At 69.2% G+C, this 22,672-nt stretch carries 22 protein-coding genes; 14 read left to right on the forward strand and 8 right to left on the reverse strand.

The window, feature by feature from the left end:
* The first annotated feature begins 58 nt into the window (after positions 1-58).
* Together AB0E56_RS17960 and AB0E56_RS17965 are read left to right on the forward strand one after the other, a co-directional pair.
* Entirely contained in the window at positions 59-2,053 is a 1,995-nt protein-coding gene (locus AB0E56_RS17960) for a glycosyltransferase (protein ID WP_359801200.1), read from the forward strand.
* Positions 2,054-2,099: 46 nt separating this feature from the next.
* Positions 2,100-3,434, forward strand: a complete 1,335-nt coding sequence (locus AB0E56_RS17965) for a hypothetical protein (RefSeq protein WP_359801202.1) — start codon at positions 2,100-2,102, stop codon at positions 3,432-3,434.
* A 45-nt stretch (positions 3,435-3,479) separates the two neighbouring features.
* Here AB0E56_RS17965 and AB0E56_RS17970 read toward each other — a convergent pair whose 3' ends face one another.
* Positions 3,480-4,502, reverse strand: coding sequence for a glycosyltransferase family 4 protein (locus tag AB0E56_RS17970; RefSeq protein ID WP_359801204.1), 1,023 nt, complete (start codon positions 4,500-4,502; stop codon positions 3,480-3,482).
* A 179-nt stretch (positions 4,503-4,681) separates the two neighbouring features.
* Between AB0E56_RS17970 and rfbA the strand changes: the two genes are divergently transcribed.
* The 3 genes from rfbA to AB0E56_RS17985 are packed head-to-tail and all read left to right on the forward strand — an operon-like array spanning position 4,682 to position 7,964.
* On the forward strand, positions 4,682-5,554 hold the full coding sequence (rfbA, locus tag AB0E56_RS17975) for a glucose-1-phosphate thymidylyltransferase RfbA (protein ID WP_359801206.1): 873 nt from the start codon (positions 4,682-4,684) through the stop codon (positions 5,552-5,554).
* A complete protein-coding gene (rfbB, locus tag AB0E56_RS17980; protein ID WP_359801208.1) occupies positions 5,551-6,549 on the forward strand; it encodes a dTDP-glucose 4,6-dehydratase in 999 nt (332 codons plus the stop codon). The genes rfbA and rfbB overlap by 4 nt, the downstream gene beginning before the upstream one ends.
* Complete coding sequence (locus AB0E56_RS17985; protein ID WP_359801210.1) at positions 6,549-7,964, forward strand: bifunctional dTDP-4-dehydrorhamnose 3,5-epimerase family protein/NAD(P)-dependent oxidoreductase; 1,416 nt, start codon at positions 6,549-6,551, stop codon at positions 7,962-7,964. Before rfbB ends, AB0E56_RS17985 begins: the two co-directional genes overlap by 1 nt.
* On the opposite strand, the gene AB0E56_RS17990 is transcribed toward AB0E56_RS17985, so the two are convergent.
* Positions 7,961-9,193 (reverse strand): glycosyltransferase, encoded by a 1,233-nt coding sequence (locus AB0E56_RS17990; protein WP_359801212.1) that lies wholly within the window; start codon positions 9,191-9,193, stop codon positions 7,961-7,963. The genes AB0E56_RS17985 and AB0E56_RS17990 overlap by 4 nt on opposite strands.
* 111 nt (positions 9,194-9,304) lie before the next feature.
* Here AB0E56_RS17990 and AB0E56_RS17995 point away from each other — a divergent pair, with 111 nt between their 5' ends.
* On the forward strand, positions 9,305-9,757 hold the full coding sequence (locus tag AB0E56_RS17995) for an adenylyltransferase/cytidyltransferase family protein (RefSeq protein ID WP_183151849.1): 453 nt from the start codon (positions 9,305-9,307) through the stop codon (positions 9,755-9,757).
* A 20-nt stretch (positions 9,758-9,777) separates the two neighbouring features.
* On the opposite strand, the gene AB0E56_RS18000 is transcribed toward AB0E56_RS17995, so the two are convergent.
* Entirely contained in the window at positions 9,778-10,170 is a 393-nt protein-coding gene (locus AB0E56_RS18000; RefSeq protein WP_359801214.1) for an SIP domain-containing protein, read from the reverse strand.
* Positions 10,171-10,297: 127 nt separating this feature from the next.
* Here AB0E56_RS18000 and AB0E56_RS18005 point away from each other — a divergent pair, with 127 nt between their 5' ends.
* From AB0E56_RS18005 to AB0E56_RS18030, 6 genes are read left to right on the forward strand one after another with little or no spacing between them, the layout of a single operon-like run.
* Entirely contained in the window at positions 10,298-10,798 is a 501-nt protein-coding gene (locus AB0E56_RS18005; protein ID WP_359801217.1) for a transporter substrate-binding domain-containing protein, read from the forward strand.
* Entirely contained in the window at positions 10,795-11,772 is a 978-nt protein-coding gene (locus AB0E56_RS18010; RefSeq protein WP_359801220.1) for a cation transporter, read from the forward strand. Before AB0E56_RS18005 ends, AB0E56_RS18010 begins: the two co-directional genes overlap by 4 nt.
* Positions 11,769-12,656, forward strand: coding sequence for an alpha/beta hydrolase (locus AB0E56_RS18015; RefSeq protein WP_359801222.1), 888 nt, complete (start codon positions 11,769-11,771; stop codon positions 12,654-12,656). The genes AB0E56_RS18010 and AB0E56_RS18015 overlap by 4 nt, the downstream gene beginning before the upstream one ends.
* 44 nt (positions 12,657-12,700) lie before the next feature.
* Entirely contained in the window at positions 12,701-12,964 is a 264-nt protein-coding gene (locus AB0E56_RS18020) for a glutaredoxin domain-containing protein (protein WP_359801224.1), read from the forward strand.
* 31 nt (positions 12,965-12,995) lie between these two features.
* Positions 12,996-14,387: an MFS transporter gene (locus tag AB0E56_RS18025; protein ID WP_359801226.1), complete on the forward strand. Its 1,392-nt coding sequence runs from the start codon at positions 12,996-12,998 to the stop codon at positions 14,385-14,387.
* A gap of 28 nt (positions 14,388-14,415) precedes the next feature.
* The gene (locus AB0E56_RS18030) at positions 14,416-16,212 is read left to right on the forward strand and encodes an aldehyde dehydrogenase family protein (RefSeq protein ID WP_359801228.1); all 1,797 of its coding nucleotides are present in this window, start codon (positions 14,416-14,418) and stop codon (positions 16,210-16,212) included.
* Positions 16,213-16,228: 16 nt separating this feature from the next.
* On the opposite strand, the gene pip is transcribed toward AB0E56_RS18030, so the two are convergent.
* Together pip and AB0E56_RS18040 are read right to left on the reverse strand one after the other, a co-directional pair.
* Positions 16,229-17,197: a prolyl aminopeptidase gene (pip, locus tag AB0E56_RS18035; RefSeq protein ID WP_359801230.1), complete on the reverse strand. Its 969-nt coding sequence runs from the start codon at positions 17,195-17,197 to the stop codon at positions 16,229-16,231.
* A gap of 68 nt (positions 17,198-17,265) precedes the next feature.
* Complete coding sequence (locus AB0E56_RS18040) at positions 17,266-18,150, reverse strand: neutral zinc metallopeptidase (RefSeq protein WP_359801232.1); 885 nt, start codon at positions 18,148-18,150, stop codon at positions 17,266-17,268.
* A gap of 52 nt (positions 18,151-18,202) precedes the next feature.
* On the opposite strand from AB0E56_RS18040, the gene AB0E56_RS18045 reads away from it, so the two are divergent.
* Positions 18,203-19,192: a malate dehydrogenase gene (locus tag AB0E56_RS18045; protein ID WP_359801234.1), complete on the forward strand. Its 990-nt coding sequence runs from the start codon at positions 18,203-18,205 to the stop codon at positions 19,190-19,192.
* Between the two features lie 54 nt (positions 19,193-19,246).
* Positions 19,247-19,723: a dehydrogenase gene (locus AB0E56_RS18050; RefSeq protein ID WP_183151845.1), complete on the forward strand. Its 477-nt coding sequence runs from the start codon at positions 19,247-19,249 to the stop codon at positions 19,721-19,723.
* 21 nt (positions 19,724-19,744) lie between these two features.
* Here AB0E56_RS18050 and AB0E56_RS18055 read toward each other — a convergent pair whose 3' ends face one another.
* The 3 genes from AB0E56_RS18055 to AB0E56_RS18065 are packed head-to-tail and all read right to left on the reverse strand — an operon-like array spanning position 19,745 to position 22,423.
* Entirely contained in the window at positions 19,745-20,494 is a 750-nt protein-coding gene (locus AB0E56_RS18055) for a hypothetical protein (RefSeq protein ID WP_359801236.1), read from the reverse strand.
* Positions 20,469-22,133 carry an alpha/beta hydrolase gene (locus AB0E56_RS18060; RefSeq protein WP_359801238.1) on the reverse strand — a complete coding sequence of 555 codons (1,665 nt, stop codon included), beginning with the start codon at positions 22,131-22,133 and terminating at the stop codon, positions 20,469-20,471. The genes AB0E56_RS18055 and AB0E56_RS18060 overlap by 26 nt, the downstream gene beginning before the upstream one ends.
* Positions 22,130-22,423, reverse strand: a complete 294-nt coding sequence (locus tag AB0E56_RS18065; protein WP_183151840.1) for a hypothetical protein — start codon at positions 22,421-22,423, stop codon at positions 22,130-22,132. Before AB0E56_RS18065 ends, AB0E56_RS18060 begins: the two co-directional genes overlap by 4 nt.
* Positions 22,424-22,672 lie beyond the last annotated feature (249 nt).

Here is a 22,672-nt window from a genome sequence, read left to right on the forward strand (position 1 = left end):
GTTCACGATACGATGAGCCGGCGTCGGAGTCGAGGCGCACTACTGCCATGGGGGGCGGATGACCAGGGGACCGGAATCGAGCGACGTGATCGCTGTGACGATCGGCGTGCCGACGTATCGCAGGCCGGAGCTCCTCGACGCCCTGCTCAAGGAGCTTCCCGCGCGCATCGCCGAATGCGCCGACCTCGGCGCCGAGATCGACGTGCTGGTGGTCGACAACGACCCGGACGCGTCCGCCCGTGACGTGGCAGCGCACGCCGGTGTCCCCGTTCGGTACGTGGTCGAGAGGACGGCCGGAATCGCCGCCGCGCGCAACCGCATCCTCGACGAATGCGCCGACCGAGACCTCGTCGCCTTCATCGATGATGACGAGATCCCCCGAGAGGGGTGGCTTTCCTCGCTCCTCACGGTGTGGCGGGAGCACCGCGCCGATGCGGTCATGGGCCGTGTGATCTCCGTCTTCGACGAGGACGTCGACCCCTGGCTGCTCGCCTCCGGGACTTTCCGGCGCCCACCGAGGCAGACGGGCACCGTGCTCCAGGTCGCCGCGGCGGGCAACCTCCTGCTCGACCTCCGCTCCATCCGTCGCCTCGGCCTCCGGTTCGACGAGTCACTGGGACTCGGCGGCGGAGAGGACACTCTCTTCTCCCGACAGCTGGCCCATCACGGCGGTCTGATCGTCTGGTGCAATGAGTCCGAGACCGAGGACCTCGTCGTCGCGTCGCGGCTCAGCCGGGCGTGGGCCGCGCAACGCGCGTTCAGCTCCGCCAATGCCGGCACCCGGATCCAGCTCCAGCTGACGGAGGGACGACTGCGGCGCGGTGTCCTCCGCGTGCGTGCGCTGCTGGGGGGCGTGGTGCGGATCGTCGTCGGCGGTCTGCGCAGGACATTCGGCGCACTCACCTCGAACATCACGCATCACGCCAGAGGCACGCGCCTCTTTCACCGCGGCCGCGGCACGATCGCCGCCGCCCTCGGCCGCCGCTACGACGAATACCGTCGCCCATCGGAGGATGACACCATGACCACCGATCCCGGATCGACCATCCGCGTGATGCAGTCGCTCGGCGCACCGCGACCCACGACGAACCCGTACAACAAGATGCTCGATGAGGCCCTGGGCGCGACCGAGGGGCTCACCCGCCTGCGCTTCTCCTGGGGAACGGCGCTGTTCGGGCGTTACGACGCCTTCCACTGGCACTGGCCGGAGGCGAAGCTGCACGGGTCGACCTGGTGGAAGTCCACGGGCAAGTTCCTCCTCACCACTGCTCTCGTGTTCCGGCACCGTCTGTCGCGGCGGATCGCCGTCGTCCGCACGGTCCACAACATCGAGCTCCCGGACGACAACGCCCCCCGACTCTGGTTGCTGCGCTTCATCGACCGGCACACCGACTACCGGATCGTCATCAACGAGACGACTCCGCTCGCGCCGGGAACACCGCACAGCCTGATCCTGCACGGGCACTACCGCGACTGGTATGCGAAGTTCCCGTCCGCCGAGCGGGTGCCCGGTCGACTCGGATCGTTCGGCGGGGTCCGCCGTTACAAAGGTCTCGAAGGATTCATCGACGCCTACGCGGAGGCCGTCACCATCGAGCCGACGCTGAGCCTGAAGATCGGCGGGCGCCCGTCGACCCCCGACCTCGGAGACGACCTCCGCGCGCGGACGGCGGGCCTTCCCGGCGTCGAACTGCACCTCGACTTCCTGAGCGACGCCGAACTCGTCCAACTCGCGACCTCGTCCGACCTGATCGTGCTGGCGTACCGGTTCATGCACAACTCGGGCAGCGTCCTGGCCGCCCTGTCGATGGCCCGCCCGGTGCTGGTGCCGCGGAACGAGGCGAACGAGGCGCTGGCCCGCGAAGTGGGCGCCGACTGGGTGCTCATGTACGACGGCGACCTCGACGCCGCCGCGGTCGTCGAAGCGTGGCGCGCGGCATCGACGCTGACCGGTTCCCCCGATCTCTCCCGACGCGAGTGGGCGGATGCCGGCCCCGCGCATCGGGACGCGTTCCGCGAAGGCGTCGCGCACAAGCGCCGCGGGCGCAGCTGACCATCACCCGGCATATGCATCTCCTCAACGACGAGAGGTTGTATCGATGTCCACCCCCATCAAGCGGGCGTTCTTCCGTGCGAAGGCCGCCACCGTACGCGCCGATGCAGGCGCATTCCACCGCGAGCTGCTCGCCAACGAGCGGCTGCATCCGGACGAATCCGCACGGATGCAGAATCGGCTCGCACGCGATATAGCGGCATTCGCCATGCGTTCGTCGCAGTTCTACGAGCGGCACTTCCGCGCGCACGGCGTGCGGACGGAGTCGCTGACCGACTCGGAGGCGTGGGCGTCGCTGCCGATCCTCGACCGCGCGACGGTGAAACATCACGCGGCGGAGATCCGCACCTCCGAGGCGACAGAAGCGAACAGCCGCCCGGCGCTGACCGGCGGGAGCACGGGCGAACCGCTGTCCACGTTCCACGACGCCAGAGTGCCGTCGCTCGCTTTGAGCTGGCGGATGTACTCCTGGTGGGGAGTCGAGCCGCACGACGACCTCGCCCGCGTCGGCCGCTGGAACTTCGGTCGCCTGGCGACCATCAAGAACGACCTGGCCTGGTGGCCGACCAAGCAGGTGTACCTCGACGCGGGCCTCATCTCGGCAGAGACCATGGAGAGGTTCCACCGGCAGCTCACCGCGACGCGCCCCCGCCTGATCGAGGGCTACGTCGGAGCCATGCTCGAGTTCGCCGACTTCCTGGAACGCCGAAAACTCCGGGTACCCGCACCGAAGGCGATCGCGACGACGGCTGCACCGCTCACGGAGTCCGCCCGCGCCCGGCTCGAGGCGGCGTTCGGCGCACCCGTCTACGACGAGTACCGCGGTTCCGAGTTCGGTTGGATCGCCGGCGAGTGCGGCCACCGCGATGGACTCCACGTGTTCTCGGACGTCCGACGGGTGGAGGTCGTCGACGAACACGGCGCTCCCGCTGCTCCCGGCCAGCTCGGCGACCTGGTGATCACGGATCTTCGGAATCGGGTGTTCCCGCTGATCCGCTACCGCACCGGCGACAAGGGGATCCTGCGAGCGGACCCCTGCCGCTGCGGCCGCGCGCTTCCGCTCATGGAGCAGCCGCAGGGCCGGACCACGGACGTGATCCGTCTTCCGAGCGGCACCGTGCTCGCGCATCGCCTCATGGCGATGTTCGCCGCACACCCGGAGGCCGTCCGGCTCTTCCAGATCCACCAGCTCGCCGACCACTCGATCGTCGTCCGCGTCGTCATCGGCGACGGGGCAGAAGCACGCAGGCACATCGAGAGCGCGGTCGCGTCGTTGCGCGAGCGGATCGCGCACGAGGTTCCGGTGACCGTGGACTACGTCGACGGTCTGCCCTACACGGGCGGCAAGACGAAGTACATCATCAGCGACGTCGCGACCTGACTGTCCCGCCGCGGCACCGAGTCATCGGATCACGTCCGGCCACGATCACACCCGGTGCAGCAGTCCCTGCACCAGCGCCGCGACCATGATCTGCGTGGTGAAGCGCTGCTCGACCTCGATCCGGCCGTTGCGCCCCAGTTCGGCCGCGCTCACGGGGTCGTCGAGCAGGCGCAGGATCGCGAGGGCGAGCTCGGCCGGATCCTCCGGGGGCACCAGGCGACCGGTTCGGCCCTTGCTCACGTACTGCTCCATGCCCGGCGTCGCGGTGACCACGACCGGGCGTGCGGTGGCGAGCGCCTCGAGGGCCACCGTCATCCCTGATGCATGCAGATTCGGCCTGGTCGGTATCGCGACGACGCTCGCCGTCGCATACAGGTCGCGGAGTTCCGCATGGGGCATGCTCCGCACCACGCGCACGCCTTCAGGCGGAACGACATCCGACCGGGTCTGCACCACCACCTCGGTGTCGGGACGGATGGCGAGGACCCTGGCGAGCGCGGCGTAGAGGGTGACCGGGTCGCGGTCCCTGTCGTTGCCGACGCTGACGATGCGCGGGCGCTCCGGATACGACTTCGGGGCGAAGAAGTCGCTGTCGATGCCGAAGGGCACGGCGAACACCCGGGGCCCACGCGCTCCCAGCGCTCGACGAAGAGGGTCCACCTGCGCCTCACTGAGCACCCACGCCGCCTCGGCTCGGCTCAGCATCGCGATCAGCTGCGACGGCACGTTCCCGTTCGCGATCATGTCGGTCAGCCAGATCACCCCGGTGGCGAAGCGAGCGCGGGGGTGCAGCGTCTGCATGCGGTAGGCGGTGTTCTCGTCCCAGGTCAGGGCGAGGCCGTCGACCGGGCGCGGCCCCAGGGACAGGCGAGACCTCGCGCGCGCGAAACGCCCCGGTGCGGGGAGATCGACCACCTCGACCGCGGCGTGCTCACGCAGCGCGTCCAGTCCGTAAGGCCAGATGCTCGGGACGTCTCCCCTGGCGTGACTCTGCTCCCAGGCGTGCGCCGACTGTTCGGCACGATGCGCCCAGGTGAGAGACAACGCGGGCCCGCCCCCGGATTCCACGAGCCAACTATGACGCGCACGCAGGGTTTCCCACAAGAGCGCGCGTCATATCGGTCACTCACATGCGAGGGCACGAACCGCTAGAGTCGGACATACGACTGTGGGGGTCGTCGGACGGCAGGGGATGGCCGTCCCTTCTGTGACGCCACCATGGACATCGACGTTTCACGAGGGGGATCATGAAGGGCATCATTCTGGCAGGCGGCTCGGGGACGCGTCTGCATCCGATCACGCTGGGGGTCTCGAAGCAGCTGATCCCGGTCTACGACAAGCCGATGGTCTACTACCCGCTGTCGACCCTGATGCTCGCCGGCATCCGGGAGATCCTCGTCATCACCACCCCGCACGACGCCGCGCACTTCGAACGGCTGCTCGGCGACGGCTCCCAGTTCGGCATCTCGCTCACGTTCGCCCAGCAGGAGTCGCCGGACGGCCTCGCCCAGGCGTTCACGATCGGCGCGGACTTCATCGGAGACGACAGCGTCGCTCTCGTGCTCGGCGACAACCTGCTCTACGGACCGGGCCTGGGCACGCAGCTCAAGCGCTTCGCCGAGATCGACGGTGGCGCGGTGTTCGCGTACTGGGTCGCGGAGCCCGAGGCCTACGGCGTCGTGGCGTTCGACGCCGACGGTCAGGCGATCTCGCTCGAGGAGAAGCCGAAGCTCCCGCAGAGCAACTACGCGGTGCCTGGCCTGTACTTCTACGACAACGACGTGATCGACATCGCGAGGGGCCTCGCGCCGAGCGCCCGCGGGGAGTACGAGATCACCGATGTGAACCGCGAGTACCTCGAACGCGGCAAGCTCCAGGTCGAGGTCCTGCCCCGAGGCACCGCCTGGCTCGACACCGGGACGTTCGACCAGATGACCGACGCCGCCGACTACGTGCGCACGATGGAGCGCCGCACCGGCATGAAGATCGGCGTGCCTGAGGAGGTGGCCTGGCGCCAGGGATTCCTCGACGATGACGAGCTCCGCGTCAGGGCAGAGGCGCTCGTGAAGTCGGGGTACGGCTCCTACCTGCTCGAGCTGCTGGAGAGGGGCGCGCGATGACCCGTCTGCTCGTGACCGGCGGCGCCGGCTTCATCGGATCGAACTTCGTGCACCACGTCGTGTCGCACACCGACGCGCATGTCACCGTGCTCGACAAGCTCACCTACGCGGGCAACCGCGCCTCTCTCGCCGGGCTTTCCGCCGACCGGGTCGACTTCGTCGAGGGCGACATCGCCGACGCCGAGCTCGTGGATGCGCTGTTCGCGAAGGCCGATGCGGTCGTGCACTACGCGGCGGAGTCCCACAACGACAACTCCCTGCACGACCCTCGGCCGTTCCTCGACACGAACATCGTCGGTACGTACACGCTGCTCGAGGCGGCACGGCGGCACGAGCGGCGCTTCCATCACATCTCGACCGACGAGGTCTACGGCGACCTCGAGCTCGACGACCCCGCACGCTTCACCGAGCAGACGCCGTACAACCCTTCGTCGCCGTACTCGTCGACGAAGGCCGGAAGCGACCTGCTCGTGCGCGCCTGGGTGCGTTCGTTCGGTGTGCAGGCGACGATCTCGAACTGCTCGAACAACTACGGGCCGTATCAGCACGTCGAGAAGTTCATCCCGCGTCAGATCACGAACGTGCTGCGGGGCATCCGCCCGAAGCTGTACGGCGCGGGGCAGAACGTGCGCGACTGGATCCATGCCGACGACCACTCCTCCGCCGTGCTGACGATCCTCGAGCGGGGCGAGATCGGCGAGACCTACCTGATCGGCGCGGACGGCGAGAAGGACAACAAGTCCGTCGTCGAGCTGATCCTGACGCAGATGGGCCAGCCGGCCGATGCGTACGACCATGTGACCGACCGTGCGGGCCACGATCTGCGTTACGCGATCGACTCCACGAAGCTGCGCACCGAGCTCGGATGGGCGCCGCAGTTCTCGGACTTCGAGTCGGGCCTCGCCTCCACGATCGAGTGGTATCGCGACAACGAGGAGTGGTGGGCGCCGGCCAAGGACGCGACCGAGTCGTTCTACGCGGCCAAGGGTCAGTGATGACGGCGTTCGGCAAGGCGCTCACCGTCACCGAGACCACGATCCCCGGATTGCTCGTGGTCGACCTGCCCGTGCACGGGGACTCGCGCGGGTGGTTCAAGGAGAACTGGCAGCGCGAGAAGATGGTCGCCGCCGGGCTGCCCGACTTCGGACCCGTGCAGAACAACATCTCGTTCAACGACGCGGTCGGCACCACGCGCGGTATCCACGCCGAGCCGTGGGACAAATGGGTCTCGGTCGCCACGGGGAGGATCTTCGGCGCCTGGGTCGACCTCCGCGCCGGCGACACCTTCGGCACGGTCTTCACGACCGAGATCGACCCGTCGCGGGCGATACTCGTGCCCCGCGGGGTCGGCAACTCGTATCAGACCCTCGAACCGGACACCGCCTACACGTACCTCGTCAACGATCACTGGTCTCCCGACGCCGAGTACTCGTTCCTCAACCTCGCAGATGAGACGGCCGCCATCGCCTGGCCGATCCCGCTCTCCGAGGTCGAGATCTCGGCGAAGGACCTCGCGCACCCGCGCCTCGCCGATGTGACACCGATCGGTCCGAGGAAGATCCTGGTGCTCGGCGGCTCCGGCCAGCTCGGTCTCGCCCTGCGCGCGGCCTTCGCGGACGCCGACCACGTCGAGTACACGACGCGCGAGACGCTCGACATCCGTGCGGACGACCTGGTCTCCGCACGACGGTGGCGGGACTACGGCGTGATCATCAACGCCGCCGCATTCACCGCGGTGGACCTCGCGGAGACGCCGGAGGGGCGCGAGGACGCCTGGGCGGCGAATGCCACCGCGGTCGCCGCCCTGGCCCGCATCGCCACGGACAACGGCATCACCCTCGTGCACGTCTCCAGCGACTACGTGTTCGACGGCACGAAGCCGAGCCCGTACACGGAGTCGGACCCGGTGCGACCGCTCGGCGTCTACGGGCAGACGAAGGCCGCGGGCGACGCGGTCGTCGCGGCGGTGCCGCGCCACTACATCGTCCGAACGTCCTGGGTGATCGGCGAGGGGCGCAACTTCGTGCGCACCATGGCCTCGCTCGCAGAACGAGGCATCTCACCGAAGGTGGTGGGCGACCAGTTCGGACGCCTGACCTTCACGGACGACCTCGCCTCGGCCATCGTGCATCTGCTGTCGAGCGCCGCCCCGTTCGGCGTGTACAACGTCACCGGAGCCGGCGAGCCCCGTTCCTGGGCGGACATCGCACGCGCCGTGTACCGGCTCACCGGGCATGACCCGGCCGGGGTGACCGACGTGAGCACCGCGGAGTACTTCGCCGATCAGGCGGGTCCGATCGCGCCGCGTCCGCTCAACAGCGTGCTGGACCTGCACCGCATCGAGTCGACCGGTTGGAGTCCGCGCGATGCGGATGCGGCGCTCGAGGCCTACCTCGCGACGAGCGGCTAGAGCTCGCCCGGCTTCATCACCTCGACGTCGATCGCCCTGATCACGCGCTGTGCAGCGGTGTCGGTCGGCGGTTCGGCAGCGGGAGAGTCGCCGTTCCTCTTCCGCCGCTGCGGGGCGTACACGACGAGCGAGTGGAACAGGAAGCGCGCGAAGAAGGCGACGATGAGCGAGAGCCCCGTCGCGAGCACGCTCGAGATGTGCCACGACTCGACCATGAGAGCCATGACGGGGATACGCAGCGCTGCTTCGACGTTGTTGAACGCGAACGAGCTCGCGAAACGGATACCGAGCGCGCGGGCATCCGTCCGCATGTCGGCGAACACGAAGCGCTCCTGCAGCAGGAAGTTCCCGATGATCGTCACCTCGGCGCCGATCACGGCCGCCCAGATGTAGGGGACCCCGGAAGCGGTCAGCGCCCACATGATCCCGAGGTTCGCAGCGGCGCCGATCGCACCGATCAGGGCGAACAGCGACATCTTGCCGAACCGCAGGCGCGCCAGATGCGCGATGAACGTGGCGCCCTGCCGCAGGCTGGCCTTCGAGGTCCCGTGCCGCCGTTCGGCGAACTCCATCGGCACCTCGGCGATGCGCAGATCGTTGCGCGCGAGGATCTCCAGGAGGATCTTGAACCCCTGCGGCTTGAGGACGGAGAGGTCGAGGCGCCGCCGGTCGACCAGGAAGAAGCCGGTCATCGGGTCGGTGCTGCGGGCGAGTCGGATCGGGAACATGGCCCTGGTCAGCCAGGTGGCCACCCGCGAGACCCCGAACCGCACTGCGGTGCCGAGGCCGCTGGTGTCTCCCCCGCCGACGTAGCGCGAGGCCGCGACCACGTCGGCGTCTCCTTCGCCGTGCCGTGCCATCAGGACGGGCAGGAGCTCCGGCGGATGCTGCAGGTCTCCGTCCATCACGATGCAGATGTCGGCCGCCGCCGCCTCGAGCCCGACCACGACGGCACCGCCGAGGCCGCCCGTGTTCTCCGCACGGTGGATCACCCGCACTGGGATGGCGGCGTCGGCGGCGACGCGTTCGACTTCGGATGCGGTGTCGTCGGTGCTGTCGTCGACGAACAGGATCTCGGCGTCGTATCCGGCGAGCGCGGCCGCGCTCCTGGCGACGAGCTCGGCGACGTTGTCACGCTCGTTGAACGTCGGCACGATGACCGTCACCGGTGTCCCCACGTCCGCCCCCTCGATCCCCACGCGCAGCGCGTGCGCCCTCCATCGTTCCATGGCTTGCTGTGGGGAACGAATCCGGACCTGCTAGACTTCCGAGACGCGGCTGTGGGAGTCGCGAAGCGGATGGGGATCCGCTCACTGGGGAAACACTGATCTGGGGAGATCATGGGGACGCGTATCGGCTATGCCGTTGGTGCTTTCGACCTTTTTCACGTCGGGCATCTGAATCTTCTTCGTCACGCCAAGCAGCACTGCGACATCCTGATCGCGGGCGTCGTCAGCGACGAGATGCTGCGCCAGGTGAAGGGCATCGAGCCCGTCATACCGACGGCAGAGCGTGCGGAGATCGTCAAGCACATCTCGTTCGTCGATGACGTGTACGTGGAGACCACTCCGTCGAAGATGGACTCGTGGCGCGACGTGCAGTTCACGCACTTCTTCAAAGGCGACGACTGGCGTGGCACCGACAAGGGCCTCCGCCTCGAGCGCGAGTTCGCCGAGGTCGGCGTTGAGGTCGTGTACTTCCCGTACACGGCGCACACGTCGAGTTCGTCGTTGCGCCGCGCCCTGGACGCGATCACGGCGGGCGCCGGCGTGCCCGCCGCCGCGACCCGCTGACGAGACGAGAACCGCGCTCGTCAGTTCGCGACGCCGAGCAGGCTGCGCGCCATCCTCGCCACATGCGGCGGCGTGTGAGGCCCGAGCCACACGGTCCACTGCGACGGCGGCTCGCTGCACGCCCACTCGACGCACCAGGCGTGCACGGCGTTGGCCAGGCGCTCGCCACGGGTGTGCGCTCTGATGCCGTCGTCGCGCACCAGCCAGCGCACCGAAACGCCCTCGGGAACGTCGATGTGCCGGAACTGGATGCGTGCCGCCGCCTCGAGCAGGACCACACCCTGCGCGTCCCACGGCAGCCGGGCCGCGATGCTCGCGATGAATCCCGCATCGGCCGCGTCGCCCGCGATGAGCACCGCACCCTCGATGTCGTCCCAGTCGGGATCCTGCAGGTGCTCGCATGCGCCGCTCATGGAGTTCAGTATAGGTAAGGGTACCCTTACTCACAAGGGTGCGTCCGTCGGATTCACGCTCTAGCGCCCCACGAACCCTCTCGTCAACGCCTTTGTCCGCCGGGGCACAGCGGCGCATCCTCGAGTGGTGAACGGACGTCGAAGACCTCTCGGGCGGCGCTCATCCCGTGCCGTCTCCCTCATCGCAGGGATCGCCCTCGTCAGCGCACTGTCGGGGTGCGGACTGACGGTCCCCGCCGATCCCGACGGCACTCTCGACGCCGTCTCCGGTGGAGAACTCCGCATCGGCACGTCCCCCGACGGAGCGCTCGTCGAGGTGACCGACGACGACCCATCGGGCCCGATCGTCGATCTCGTGGATCGCTTCGCCGCGAGCATCGACGCCGAGCCGGAGTGGACCGTCGCGTCGGAGGAGACACTCGTGCGCATGCTGGAAGCCGGAGACCTCGACCTCATCGCGGGCGGCATGACCGCGGACACGCCGTGGGTCGACAGGGCCGGCCTCACGCGGGGCTACCCCGGAATCCAGGGCGCGGACGGCCGAGAGCTCGTCATGCTCGTCCCGCTCGGCGAGAACGCCTTCCTGGCCACGCTCGAGAGGTTCCTCGACGAGGAGGTCGGCGGATGACGGAGACGAAGCAGTACGGACGCAGAGCGCTTCCTTCCGAGCAGGAGCGCGCGATCAAGAAGGCCGTGCGCTGGGAGGTCTTCACGATCGTCTACACCTCGACAACGATCGCGGTGATCGCGCTCGTCGTCGGCGAGTCCCAGGCCATGCGGACGGCCTGGATCGAGGACATGCTCTCCCTGATCCCCCAGTTCGCCTTCCTCACGGCGCTGCTCTTCGTGCGTCGCGGCCCCACACGCAAACACCCCTACGGCCTCCACCGGGCGATGGGGGTCGGGCACCTCGTCGCCGGGGTCGCTCTGCTCGCGGTCGGGCTGAACCTCGCGATCGAAGCCGTCACGGGCCTGATCTCGGGCGAGCATCCGACCATCGGCACCGTGCAGCTCTTCGGCCAGACGATCTGGCTGGGCTGGCTCATGGTGGGCGTGATGGTCGTGGTCATCATCGGGCCGGTCTTCTTCTACGGCCCGGCGAAGTCGAAGCTCGCGCCCGTGCTGCACAACAAGCTGCTCTACGCCGATGCCGACATGGCGAAGGCCGACTGGCAGACCACGGTCGCCTCCATCGTCGGCGTGCTCGGCGTCGGAGTCGGGGTGTGGTGGCTCGACGGCGCGGCCGCCCTGTTCATCTCGCTCGGCATCATCTGGGACGGCTTCCGCAACACGAAGACCGCGATCGTCGACCTCATGGACCAGCGGGCGCGCACGTACGACAGCAAGCACCCGCATCCGCTGGCGGCCGACATCGTCTCGTTCCTGCGCAGCAGGCTGTGGATAGCGGAAGCTGCTGTGCGTGTTCGCGATCAAGGCCAGGTGTTCCACGTCGAGGCGTTCATCGTGCCGCGACGGCACAAGGTTCCCGTCCATGACCTCACCGCGCTCCAGAAGCAGGTCACCGACCTCGACTGGAAGATCCAGGACGCGGTGATCGTCCCGGTCGAGCAGCTCCCGGACGAGGCGGATCCCGGCCGATGACTCCGGCGGACGACGCCGAGCTGTTCCCTGGTTTCACGAGCCAGCAGATCGACACCGGCGAGGCGCGGATCTTCGTGCGCCATGGTGGTTCGGGACCGGCGGTCATGCTGCTGCACGGCCACCCTCGGACATCGGCGACCTGGCACCGCGTCGCACCGCTTCTCGTCGCCGCCGGATTCTCGGTGATCTGCCCCGACCTCCGCGGGTACGGGCGCTCCCGTGGGCCGGAGCCGACGGCCGATCACTCGGCGCATTCGAAACGTGCGGTCGCGGCCGACATGGTGGAGGTCGCCCGTCGGCTCGGGCACGATCGCTTCCACCTCGCCGGGCATGATCGCGGCAGCTACGTCGCCCTCCGGATGGCCATGGACCATCCGTCTCTTGTGCAGCGCGTGGCCCTGATGGACTGCCTCCCGATCAGCGAGCACCTGCGCAGAGCGGACGCCGAGTTCGCGACCAGATGGTGGCACTGGTTCTTCTTCGCCCAACCGGAGATCCCGGAGCGGGTGATCGACGCCGATCCCGCGTCCTGGTATGCGCCGAAGGCGGACCCCGCCACGATGGGCGCGGAGAACCATGCCGAACTGCTCCGCGCCGTGCAGGACCCCGCCGTGGTCCGCGCCATGCTCGAGGACTACCGCGCAGGCCTCACCATCGACCGGGCGCATGAGGAGGAGGACCGAGCCGCCGGTCGGCGCATCGAAGCCCCCACCCTCGTCCTCTGGTCGACGCGGGACGATCTCGAGGAGTTGTACGGCGACCCGCTGCGCGTGTGGCGGGCGTGGGCGCGCGACCCGGTCGGCTTCGGCATCGACAGCGGGCACCACATGGCGGAGGAAGCGGCGCCCGCCGTGGCGGACGCCCTCGCGCGCTTCTTCTCATGAGCGCTCTCAGCGCCACCTCATGCGGGCGGCCGTAGGCTGGAGACATGACTTCTGCCGCCCCCGACACCATCACGATGTTCGGCGCCGACTGGTGCCGCGACTGCATCCGCACGAAGAAGCAGCTCGACGCGCTCGGCATCGAATACACATACGTCGACCTCGTCGCCGAGCCCGCGGCGGCCGATGTCGCGAAGGAGATCTCCGGCCGGACGAACATCCCGGTCGTGGTGTACCCCGACGCCTCGCACCACGTGGAGCCGTCGAACGCCGACGTCGAGTCGAAGCTCCGCGAGCTCGCGCTGATCTGAGCGAGCCTCATCGCGCCGCTACACTGGCGCGATGAGCACCGAGGCTCGGCCCGAGCGAGCATCCGTCCGCCTCTCCGCGCGCACGATCGTCTTGTACGCGATCGGATCGCTCGGGACCGGCGGGTACGCCACGCTGCCAGGACTGGTGCTGACGTACTTCCTGACCGACAACCTCGGTGTCGCCGCCCTCGCCGCGGGACTCATCGTCACGGCGGCGAAGATCTGGGACGTGCTGATCGACCCGCTGATCGGCGCCGCATCCGATCGTCAGCTCGCCCGGACGGGTTCCCGGCGGGGCTTCATGGTCACGGGCGCCCTGGCGCTGCCGCTCTTCTTCGCGCTGACGTTCGCGGTGCCTCCGGCGTGGGGCCCGATCGCGGGGGCGATCAGCGTTCTGCTGGCATTCCTCGCGACCGCGACCACATTCAGCCTGTTCCAGGTGCCGTACGTCGCGCTGCCCGCCGAACTGACAGGGAGCTACGACGAGCGCACCAGGCTGCTCGGCTGGCGCGTGGTCGTGCTCACGGCGGCGATCCTGCTCTTCGGCGCCGGAGGACCCGCGCTTCGCAACGCCGGCTCCGACCCGGTCATGGGCTACCTGCTGATGGGCATCGCCTCGGGCGTGGTCATCGGCGTCGGCATGCTCATCGCCTCGAGGACGGCGGATGCCGCCGCCCGGCGCACCTCGACCCCGACCACCGCTGCCAGCTCCTCCACGTGGCGCGACCAGTATATGTCGGGGTTCCGGGCACTCGGACGCAGTCAGCCGTTCCGCGCGCTGCTCGGCACCTTCGTCCTGCAGGCGCTCGCGACCGGCACCATGCTCGCCGGTGCGCAGTACGTCGCAACCTGGGTGCTGCGCTCGGAGGACGCGGTGACGTTCGTGTTCGTCGCACTGGTCGGTCCTGCCCTGCTGGCGACACCGGGCTGGACCGTCATCGCCCGACGCGTGGGCAAGGAGCGGGCGTTCGCGATCGCGAGCATCATCTTCACGGCGGCCGCGGCGTCGCTGGTCGTCGCCGTGTGGACTCCCGGTGCCTGGATCTACGCCTCGGTCGCGGTCGCCGGCATCGCCTACGCGGGGCTCCAGTCGCTGCCCATGGCCATGCTGCCCGACGTCATCTCCCATGACGAGCGCACGAGCGGGCCCGGCCAGGCGGGCACCTTCACCGGCATCTGGACCGCGGGTGAGACGGTCGGATTCGCGCTCGGCGCGACCGCGGTGTCGCTGATCCTCGCCGCGACCGGCTACGTCTCGACCGTCGCCGGGGTGACCGTGGTGCAGCCGTCCGCCGCCATCACGGGGATCGTGCTCAGCTTCAGCATCCTGCCCGCCGTGCTGATGGCGGCGAGCCTGCTCACTCTCCGCCGCTACCACCTGCGCCGAGACGACATCGAGGCGGGGGCGGCGTCCGCCGCCTAAGCTGGGATCCCGTCCGAAGGAGACGTCGATGACTTCTGCGAGCACAGCCACCACCCCCGCCGCGGCGTCGAAGCGCACGCCCGGCCCCACCTCTCCCGCACTGGACGAGGGCGAACGTGACCGGCTCGACACCGCGATCGAGGCGCTGGAGGTGGGTGCGCGCACGTGGTCCGCGCTCACGATCGCGCAGCGGGTGACGCTGCTGCGTGCGGTCCGCACGAGCGTCGCGGCCACGGCAGAGGACTGGGCGAACACCGCCGCGGCATCAAACGGCCTCGACGCCCGGCATCCGCTGCGCGGTGAGGAATGGCTCAGCGGACCGTACAGCGTGCTCGGCGCGCTCGATGCCTACATCGAGACCCTCTCGCGCCTCGCAGCCGGAGCCAATCCCCTCGACGGCGTCACGATCGACCGCGCCCCCGGTGGCCGCACCCGTGTGCGCGCGTTCCCCCTGACCGGCATCGACAAGTTCCTGCTGTCGGGGTTCACGGGCGAGGTCTGGCTGGAGCCGGGCATCACGCCGGGCGCCGCGCGGGCATCGGCGGGCCTCGCACAGCGCACGCCGAGCGAATCGGGCGGCGTCGGACTCGTGCTGGGCGCGGGCAATGTCACCTCCATCCCGGTGCTCGACGTGCTGTACGAACTCCTCGCCCACAACCGCACCGCCCTGCTCAAGGTGAACCCCACGCAGGACGCCCTGGTCCCGGTGTACAAGCGCGCGCTCGCACCGCTCATCGAACCGGGCCTGCTGCGCATCGTCCGCGGCGGCCCCGCGGTCGGCACGTATCTCACCGGGCATCCTGGGCTCGCGCACGTGCACATCACCGGGTCGGCCGCCACGTTCGACACCATCGTCTGGGGTCCGTCGAAGGGCGATGGCGCCGCCGCCACGAAGCGTCGACGGCGCGAGAAGCGGCCTCTGTTGAAGAAGCCGATCACCGCGGAGCTCGGCGGCGTCTCACCGATCATCGTGGTACCCGGCGCCTGGACCGACGCCGACCTCACCTACCAGGCCGAGCACATCGCGACCATGCGCCTGCAGAACTGCGGACACAACTGCATCGCCGGGCAGGTCGTCATCCTGTCGTCCGACTGGGACCAGGCCGATGCCTTCCGCGCGGCCCTCCGACGCGCATACGCGAACGCCCCTGAGCGTCCGATCTGGTATCCGGGATCGCCCGCGCGGATGGACCTGGCCACCGAGGCGTACCCCGACGCGCTGGTGCTCGGCGATCGCCTGCTGGTCGAGGTCGACGCCGATGCCGACGCCACGGCGCTGGAGACCACCGAGTACTTCGCGCCGGTGCTGGGGGTCGTGACGGTGCCCGGCACCGGGCAGGAGTTCCTGGATGCCGCCGTGTCCCACGCCAACGACAGACTTCAGGGCACGCTCGGCGCGAACCTGCTGATCGACCCCGCCACCGAGAAGTCTCTCGGCGCCGGATTCGAGCGGGCGATCGCCGCACTCCACTACGGCTCCATCGCGATCAACGGCTGGACCGCTTTCGGCTTCATCACTCCGACCCTCACGTGGGGCGCGTACCCCGGAAGCACGATCGAGGACGTCGGCAGCGGCATCGGCGTGGTGCACAACGCGCTGCTGCTCGACGGCGTCGAACGCTCCGTCCTCCGCGGTCCCTTCCGTCCGTTCCCGCGGTCACTGCCGGTCGCGAACGGCGGCGGACGGCTCACGATCCTGCCGAAGCCGCCGTGGTTCGTCTCGGCGCGCACCGGGGCCGCCGTGAGCGAGGGGCTGACCCGGTACCGCGTGGACGGCCGCATCGCGGGACTCGTGAAGACCCTGACGAAGGCGCTGCGGGCGTAAGGAGCGGAGTCCCGCGTCAGGCGCGGGCGAAGCGGTCGGTCGCGTCGCGAAGGGCCTTCTGCGTCCCGGGCGCGGTGGCGGAGTGGCCAGCATCGTCGACCACGATGAACTCGGCCTCCGGCCAGGCACGGTGCAGGTCCCACGCCGTCATCATCGGGGTGCACACATCGTGCCGCCCCTGCACGATGACCGTCGGGATGTGGCGGATGCCGGGGACGCCGGCGATCAGCTGTCCCTCGTCCCACCAGCCGCGATGGACGAAGAAGTGGTTCTCGATACGGGCGAAGGCGGTGGCCGCGCGCGGGTCGGACATCGCGGCGATCTGCGCGGCGTCGGGAATGAGCGTGACGGTCGATGCCTCCCACGTGGCCCAGGCGATCGCCGCAGGAACGTGCACGGCAGGGTCGGGATCGAACAGTCGACGGTGGTACGCCTCGATCATGCGCGAGCGCTCGAGCACCGGGATCGGCGCGATGAAGCTCTCCCAGAGGTCAGGGAACAGCGCGGCAGCCCCTCCCTCGTAGAACCACTCGAGCTCGACCCGCCGCAGAGTGAAGATCCCGCGGACCACGAGCTCCGTCACGGTGTCGGGGTGCGTCTGTGCGTACGCGAGCGCGAGGGCACTGCCCCAGGATCCGCCGAAGACCTGCCACTTTTCGATCCCGAGGTTCCTTCGGAGGAGATCGATGTCGGCGATCATGTGCGCCGTCGTGACATACCGGAGGTCGGCGTCCGGCTCGCTCGCGTGCGGAGTGCTGCGGCCGCATCCGCGCTGGTCGAACAGCACGATGCGATAGACCTCGGGGTCGAAGAACCGCCGCTGCCAGGGGGACGTCCCGCTGCCGGGGCCTCCGTGCAGGAACACCACCGGCTTGCCCTCGGGGTTGCCGCTGGTCTCCCAATAGAGGCGGTGGCCGTCGCCCACGAGCAGCTCGCCCGTCTCATACGGTTCGATCGGTGGATACAGAGCATCCGTGTTCTTCATCTTCGGTCCCCCGGCCGGTCGTGCAGTGGTGCTCTCCCCACGGTAGCGGACGCCCCGCGCGCTACCCGTTACGGATCCAGCTGGTCGGCGGGCAGCGTCAGCACCTGTGCGCACACGCCGAGGCCGTTCTGATACCCCTCGGCGAACCAGCGCTGCCGCTGCTCGCTGGAGCCGTGCGTCCAGCTCTCGGGGTTCGAGAACCCGGCCTGCTCCTGGATGTGATCGTCGCCGACCGCGAACGCCGCGTTCAGCGCATCGATGCGCTGCGCCTCCGTCGTCGGCTGCAGGTACGGGACGCCGTTGCTGTCGGTCTCCTCCGAGATCCGTCCGATCCAGGCACCCGCGTAGCAGTCGGCCTGCAGCTCGGTGCGGACGCCGTTGCTTCCCGGCCCCGTGCCGTTGTTCGGATACTCGTCCATCACGCCCGTGATCCACTGGATGTGGTGACCCCACTCGTGCCCGACGATGTACAGCTGGGCGAGCTCGCCGGCGGAGGCGCCGAACTGCTCCTGCATCAGGTCGAAGAAGGTCGGGTCGATGTACACCGTCTCATCGCCCGGGCAGAAGAACGGACCGACGGCGTTGGATGCGGTGCCGCAGGCCGTGTTCGTCGCCCCGTCGACCACGATGAACCCGGGCTTGCGGTAGCCCTCGACCTCGTCGGCCCAGAAGTCGTCGAGCACGAGCTGCGCTCCCGCCATGCGGCAGTCGACGTCGTCGTTCGCCTGTGCACCGGTGTCGCAGTCCTCGATGGCCGATCCGCCCGCGGGCTCACTGCCTCCGCCCGGGGTCCCGCCGCCCAGCAGCCCGGTCAGGTCGATGCCGAGCAAGGGGCCGGCGATGAGCGCGATGATGCCGAGCACACCCACACCGGCACCGCCGGCGATGGCGGCGGTGCGTCCGCGTCGGCGGGTGGTGTTGCCCGAGAGGTCGGCGTCGGGATTGAAGGTCATGCGTCGAGGGTACTCCGCGCGCACGCGCACCGAACGGACGTAGGCTCGGGGCATGACGACCACGATCACCATCACCGGCGCGGGCGGACAGATCGGCTACGCACTCCTCTTCCGCATCGCGGCAGGAGACATGCTCGGCCCCGATGAGAAGGTGCGCCTGCGACTGCTGGAGATCCCGCAGGGTCTCGGCGCAGCGGAGGGTGCAGCGCTCGAGCTCCAGGACGGCGCGTTCGGCCTGCTCGAGCACGTCGAGGTGACGGACGACCCCGCGGTCGGCTTCGACGGCTGCGACCTCGCCCTCCTCGTGGGCGCACGACCGCGCGGGCCCGGCACGGAGCGCGCCGACCTGCTCGCGGCGAACGCCGGCATCTTCGGGCCGCAGGGCGCGGCGATCGCGGCGAATGCGGCATCCGGTGTCCGCGTCACGGTCGTCGGCAATCCCGCGAACACCAATGCCCTCATCGCTGCGGCCTCTGCCGACGGCGTGCCGGCGGAGAGGTTCGCTGCGCTGACACGCCTCGACGAGAACAGGGCTCGCGCGCAGCTCGCACAGACGCTCGGCGCCCCCGTGCACACCGTGCGCCGCGTCCCCATCTGGGGCAACCACTCGGCCACGCAGTTCCCCGACATCTCGCATGCGACGGTCGGCGGCCGCCCGGTCGGCGACGCGCTCGAGCAGATCGTGGGCGACGTGCCGACCTGGCTCGACCAGACCTTCATCCCTCGCGTGGCGAAACGCGGCGCGGAGATCATCGAGGTGCGCGGATCGTCATCGGTGGCCTCTGCCGCGAACGCGACCATCGAGCACACCCGCGACTGGGTCACTGGCACGGACGACTGGACCTCCGCCGGCGTCGTCTCGCACGGCGAATACGGCGTGCCTGAGGGGCTCGTCTCGTCGTTCCCGGTGCGCTCGGTCGACGGCGAGTGGAAGATCGTCGAGGGGCTCGAGGTGAGCGATTGGGCACGGAAGCGCATCGACGCCTCGGTGGCCGAACTGCTGCAGGAACGCGAGACGGTTCAGGCCCTCGGCCTCGTGTGAATCCGGTCACCGCTCCCCTCGGCGACAGGGCAGAATGGATGCCGGAGGTGCGCGATGAGCGAGACGATTGATCCCACGAAGACCACGGCGTCGGTCGAGGCGGCGCTGACGAGTCCCCTGCACCTGCCGCACGATGCCGCAGCGTGCCCGAAGTGCTTCACCGAGCTGCAGCAGAACCGCAACTTCTGGACAGCGCGGCCCGACGGCTCCCGGCTGGTCGGACTCGTCGTCTCGCGCGAGGGGATGCCGTCGGTCGTGCAGCAGCGTGACGACCTCACCCGCTTCGGCGTGCCGATCGAGGGCTTCCGTCACCCGGCGCCCGACATCCTGGAGAGCTGGAACGACCGCCTCGCGCGCCTCATCTCCACGCTGCGCACAGGAGACGTCGTGGTCGTCGCGAACATCAAGGCCCTCGGACTCGACGCCGAGGAGGGCGCGCGCACGGTCGCGGAGCTGCGCCGCCACGGCATCATCGTCAAGGTACTGAACCACGACGCACGGCACCTCGCTGACGCCGCAGCCGCGCGCTGACCCGCGACTCTGCGCGAAGCCTCAGTCGCCGTACGGCGCTTCGGGGAACTCCGTCTGCGTCGGCTGCGGGTCGACCGGCGTACCGTCCTCGTTGTAGTACACCGGGCTTCCCTCCTCGGGGAAGTAGAACCGCGGCTGCCAATCCGGCCCCTCGAACGCGGGGAAGCGCAACGACGCGCCCTCGTATGCCAGTTCGCCGCCGAAGACCATGTCCGACAGGTCGGCCGCATCGCCCGGGATGCACCCCGGCGTCGCGGACACCCAGATGGTGTTGCGCGCCGGCCAGATGGTGACGACACCGCGCCCGATGTCACCCCCGGTGCCGATCACGTTCACCTCTTGTCGATCGCCTTCGCCGAGCGTCGAGGTCTTCGCGGTCACTCCCACCTCGTCGAAGCCCGCGATCGCCGCCTCGACCACCGCGTCCACATCGATCGGCTCCTCCGGCTCGAGCAGGCGAGACCAGGAGAACGTGTAGCCCGACGGCTCGCCGTTGATCCTGCACGGGATCGGAGACGCACCGAACGAGCCCTGGTCCACGGTCCAGTCCCCCTCATGGATCGCCATGATCACCGAGTGCATGGCCGTGGCATAGGCGACGTAGTGCTTCTCCCCGTCGCGATACAGCGCATCACCCGTCGGCGCCGTCGTGGAACCACAACCCGTCATCGCCATCACCAATCCGACGGCCGCTGCCGCCATCGCTCCGCGCTGCCACCTACCGCGCATCCGTCGTCCCATCCGCTCAGAAGTCGATGAGCGCGTACTCATCGCTGATCCACCAGTTGCCCGCATCCCAGAAACCCTGCGTGCTGCCCTCGCCGCCGCGTTCGGTTCCCGGCTGGCCGGTCATGATGATCTCACCCACGTTGTAGAACGACTCCGAACCCGGCTCGAGGTAGGCGCCGGGGCCGAGGGCGTCATGTCCGGTTGCCGCCGGGAGGCTCTCTCCACGTGCGTCGACGCCACCATCACTATCGAACACGGTAGCGCCTGGCAGGCGCTCGGGGCTGACAGGATGCCCGGGAGCTGTGCCGCGGCCGACCCTGGCGACCGCGTCGTCTTCCGAGATCGTCGCGTAGAGCTGCGGCGGGCCGCCGTTGGAGAGGTTCTCGACCACCGTCGGGTCCTTCGGGAAACCGGCGGACCCCACCGCGATGAACGACGTGACGCCGAGGCCGTCCGCCTGCGACCCGATCGCAAGAGCGGCGGTCGTGCTGCCGTAGGAGTGGGCGATCACGTTCACATCGGCATCGGGCGACAGGGCGCGCACGGCGAGGAGGTATGACCGCAGCGCGGCCGCACCGTCTTCCGCCCGCGACATCGCCGGCTCCTCCAGCAGATCGGGAGTGTCGTAGCCGAACCAGACGACGGTGGCGGACCCCTCGCCGACCCGGAGGTTGAGCGCCTGCGCGGACTGCCCCCAGCTGAAGAGGTCGTCGACGTTGCCGTTCATCCCGGGGACGAGGGTGTTGATCTCCGACGCGGTCGAGAGGTCGCCGTAGGCGAGTGCCGCGGTCACCTGTTCCGCGCCGTCCGGATCGAAGCTGATCAGGTTCGGCTTCGGCACCGCACCTGTCGTCAGCGCCCGCCACACCGCGGCGAGCTCGTCGCGATGCGGACCTTCGGGCTCGGTCTCGAGCAGCTCCTCCAGTCGCGCAGCGTTGACCGTCGCACGCACATCCCAGGGCACCCCGTCGAGGTTGCCGACGACGGCGGGGTGATTGTCGATGAGCTCCTGCTGCAGCTCGGGATTCTCCGCCCAGAGCCGTGCGACCTCTTCCGGGCTCGTCGCCGCGAGGAGGTCGGCGAGGAGATCGCGTGCCTCGTTCGTCAGCACGGCCCCGGTACCACCGGCGAGCTCCGACAGCGCGGCGGCGTAGGCGGCATCCCAGTCCCCGTAGAACCTCTCATACTGGGTCCACAGCTCGTCGAGGGCGTCTTTCGCGGCGTCCCGGACGCCGATGGCCTCGGTGACCGCGTCGTTCGTGTCGTCGATCTCGGACTGGTCGTCGCCATAGGCGGCAGCCATCGCGGCGCGACCGGCGTGATCGGCGGCGATGTCGAGCCTCGACCACTCCGCGTGCGCGGCCTCGATGTCATCGATCAGATCGTTGGCCGGCTTGGCGTGCGCGTCGAAGGCGTCGGCATAGCGCTGCAGCACGCCCGCCAGCAGCTGCGCCTCGGCGATGTCGCCGGGGAGTGCGCCGGCGAGGTCGTTCGCGTCCGTACGAACGGCTGTGACGGAGCGTCCGACGCCGGGCAGGTCATGCGCGGCGTGCGCGGCCGTGCGCAGATCTCCGAGCCGGTCGGCCACCCGCGTGAAAAGGTTGCTCCAATACGCCATCGAGCCGGTGTTGCCGTCGAGGCGTTCGAGCGGATATCCGCGATTCGGCGAGGTGAGACTCACGGACGATCACCGCCCGTGAGTTCGACGTCGAGTTCGGAGTACTTGGCGGCGATGGCGGCGATGTCGGCCGCGAGAGCGTCGCCGGATTCGATGCGGTCGTATGCCCTGTCGTGCAGAGCCGTCAATCGACGATGCATCTCGAGACGCAGTCCGACGCGCTGTGCGGGATTGTCGACCCCGGTGTCCTCGCCCTGGACGCTCGCGGCCTCCGTCAGCAGCTGAGTGGTCGCGGTGGTGAGTGCGCTGGAGGCGCCGTTCAACTCGGCATAGAAGATCTCGACATCCGACATGGCCATTCCCCCCGGTTCCGCCAGGTCCACCCTATCCGTGCCGCTGCGGCGAGACGATGGGGAGAACTGCCCATCGGGCGCCCCGTGCCGATGGACGGCCCTGACACGACGGAAGGGGCCGACGGCGAACCGTCGACCCCTTCCGGGAAACCGTGTGTCAGCTGCCGGCGAGCTGCTGATCCAGGTCCTGGATCGCCCGCATCATCCCGAGCAGCGACTCCGACATGTCGTTGATACCATCGACCGCCG

Origin of the sequence: Microbacterium sp. NPDC028030 (assembly GCF_040637855.1) — a bacterium.
In the GTDB taxonomy this organism is placed as follows: Bacteria; Actinomycetota; Actinomycetes; order Actinomycetales; family Microbacteriaceae; genus Microbacterium.

Bases quoted from the DNA above. Each gene is read 5' to 3' on its own strand.
- AB0E56_RS17960 (WP_359801200.1), top strand. From the start codon at position 59: ATGACCAGGGGACCGGAATCGAGCGACGTGATCGCTGTGACGATCGGC.
- AB0E56_RS17965 (WP_359801202.1), top strand. From the start codon at position 2,100: ATGTCCACCCCCATCAAGCGGGCGTTCTTCCGTGCGAAGGCCGCCACC.
- rfbA (WP_359801206.1), top strand. From the start codon at position 4,682: ATGAAGGGCATCATTCTGGCAGGCGGCTCGGGGACGCGTCTGCATCCG.
- rfbB (WP_359801208.1), top strand. From the start codon at position 5,551: ATGACCCGTCTGCTCGTGACCGGCGGCGCCGGCTTCATCGGATCGAAC.
- AB0E56_RS17985 (WP_359801210.1), top strand. From the start codon at position 6,549: ATGACGGCGTTCGGCAAGGCGCTCACCGTCACCGAGACCACGATCCCC.
- AB0E56_RS17990 (WP_359801212.1), bottom strand. From the start codon at position 9,193: ATGGAACGATGGAGGGCGCACGCGCTGCGCGTGGGGATCGAGGGGGCG.
- AB0E56_RS17995 (WP_183151849.1), top strand. From the start codon at position 9,305: ATGGGGACGCGTATCGGCTATGCCGTTGGTGCTTTCGACCTTTTTCAC.
- AB0E56_RS18000 (WP_359801214.1), bottom strand. From the start codon at position 10,170: ATGAGCGGCGCATGCGAGCACCTGCAGGATCCCGACTGGGACGACATC.
- AB0E56_RS18010 (WP_359801220.1), top strand. From the start codon at position 10,795: ATGACGGAGACGAAGCAGTACGGACGCAGAGCGCTTCCTTCCGAGCAG.
- AB0E56_RS18015 (WP_359801222.1), top strand. From the start codon at position 11,769: ATGACTCCGGCGGACGACGCCGAGCTGTTCCCTGGTTTCACGAGCCAG.
- AB0E56_RS18020 (WP_359801224.1), top strand. From the start codon at position 12,701: ATGACTTCTGCCGCCCCCGACACCATCACGATGTTCGGCGCCGACTGG.
- AB0E56_RS18025 (WP_359801226.1), top strand. From the start codon at position 12,996: ATGAGCACCGAGGCTCGGCCCGAGCGAGCATCCGTCCGCCTCTCCGCG.
- AB0E56_RS18030 (WP_359801228.1), top strand. From the start codon at position 14,416: ATGACTTCTGCGAGCACAGCCACCACCCCCGCCGCGGCGTCGAAGCGC.
- pip (WP_359801230.1), bottom strand. From the start codon at position 17,197: ATGAAGAACACGGATGCTCTGTATCCACCGATCGAACCGTATGAGACG.
- AB0E56_RS18040 (WP_359801232.1), bottom strand. From the start codon at position 18,150: ATGACCTTCAATCCCGACGCCGACCTCTCGGGCAACACCACCCGCCGA.
- AB0E56_RS18045 (WP_359801234.1), top strand. From the start codon at position 18,203: ATGACGACCACGATCACCATCACCGGCGCGGGCGGACAGATCGGCTAC.
- AB0E56_RS18050 (WP_183151845.1), top strand. From the start codon at position 19,247: ATGAGCGAGACGATTGATCCCACGAAGACCACGGCGTCGGTCGAGGCG.
- AB0E56_RS18055 (WP_359801236.1), bottom strand. From the start codon at position 20,494: ATGAGTACGCGCTCATCGACTTCTGAGCGGATGGGACGACGGATGCGC.
- AB0E56_RS18065 (WP_183151840.1), bottom strand. From the start codon at position 22,423: ATGTCGGATGTCGAGATCTTCTATGCCGAGTTGAACGGCGCCTCCAGC.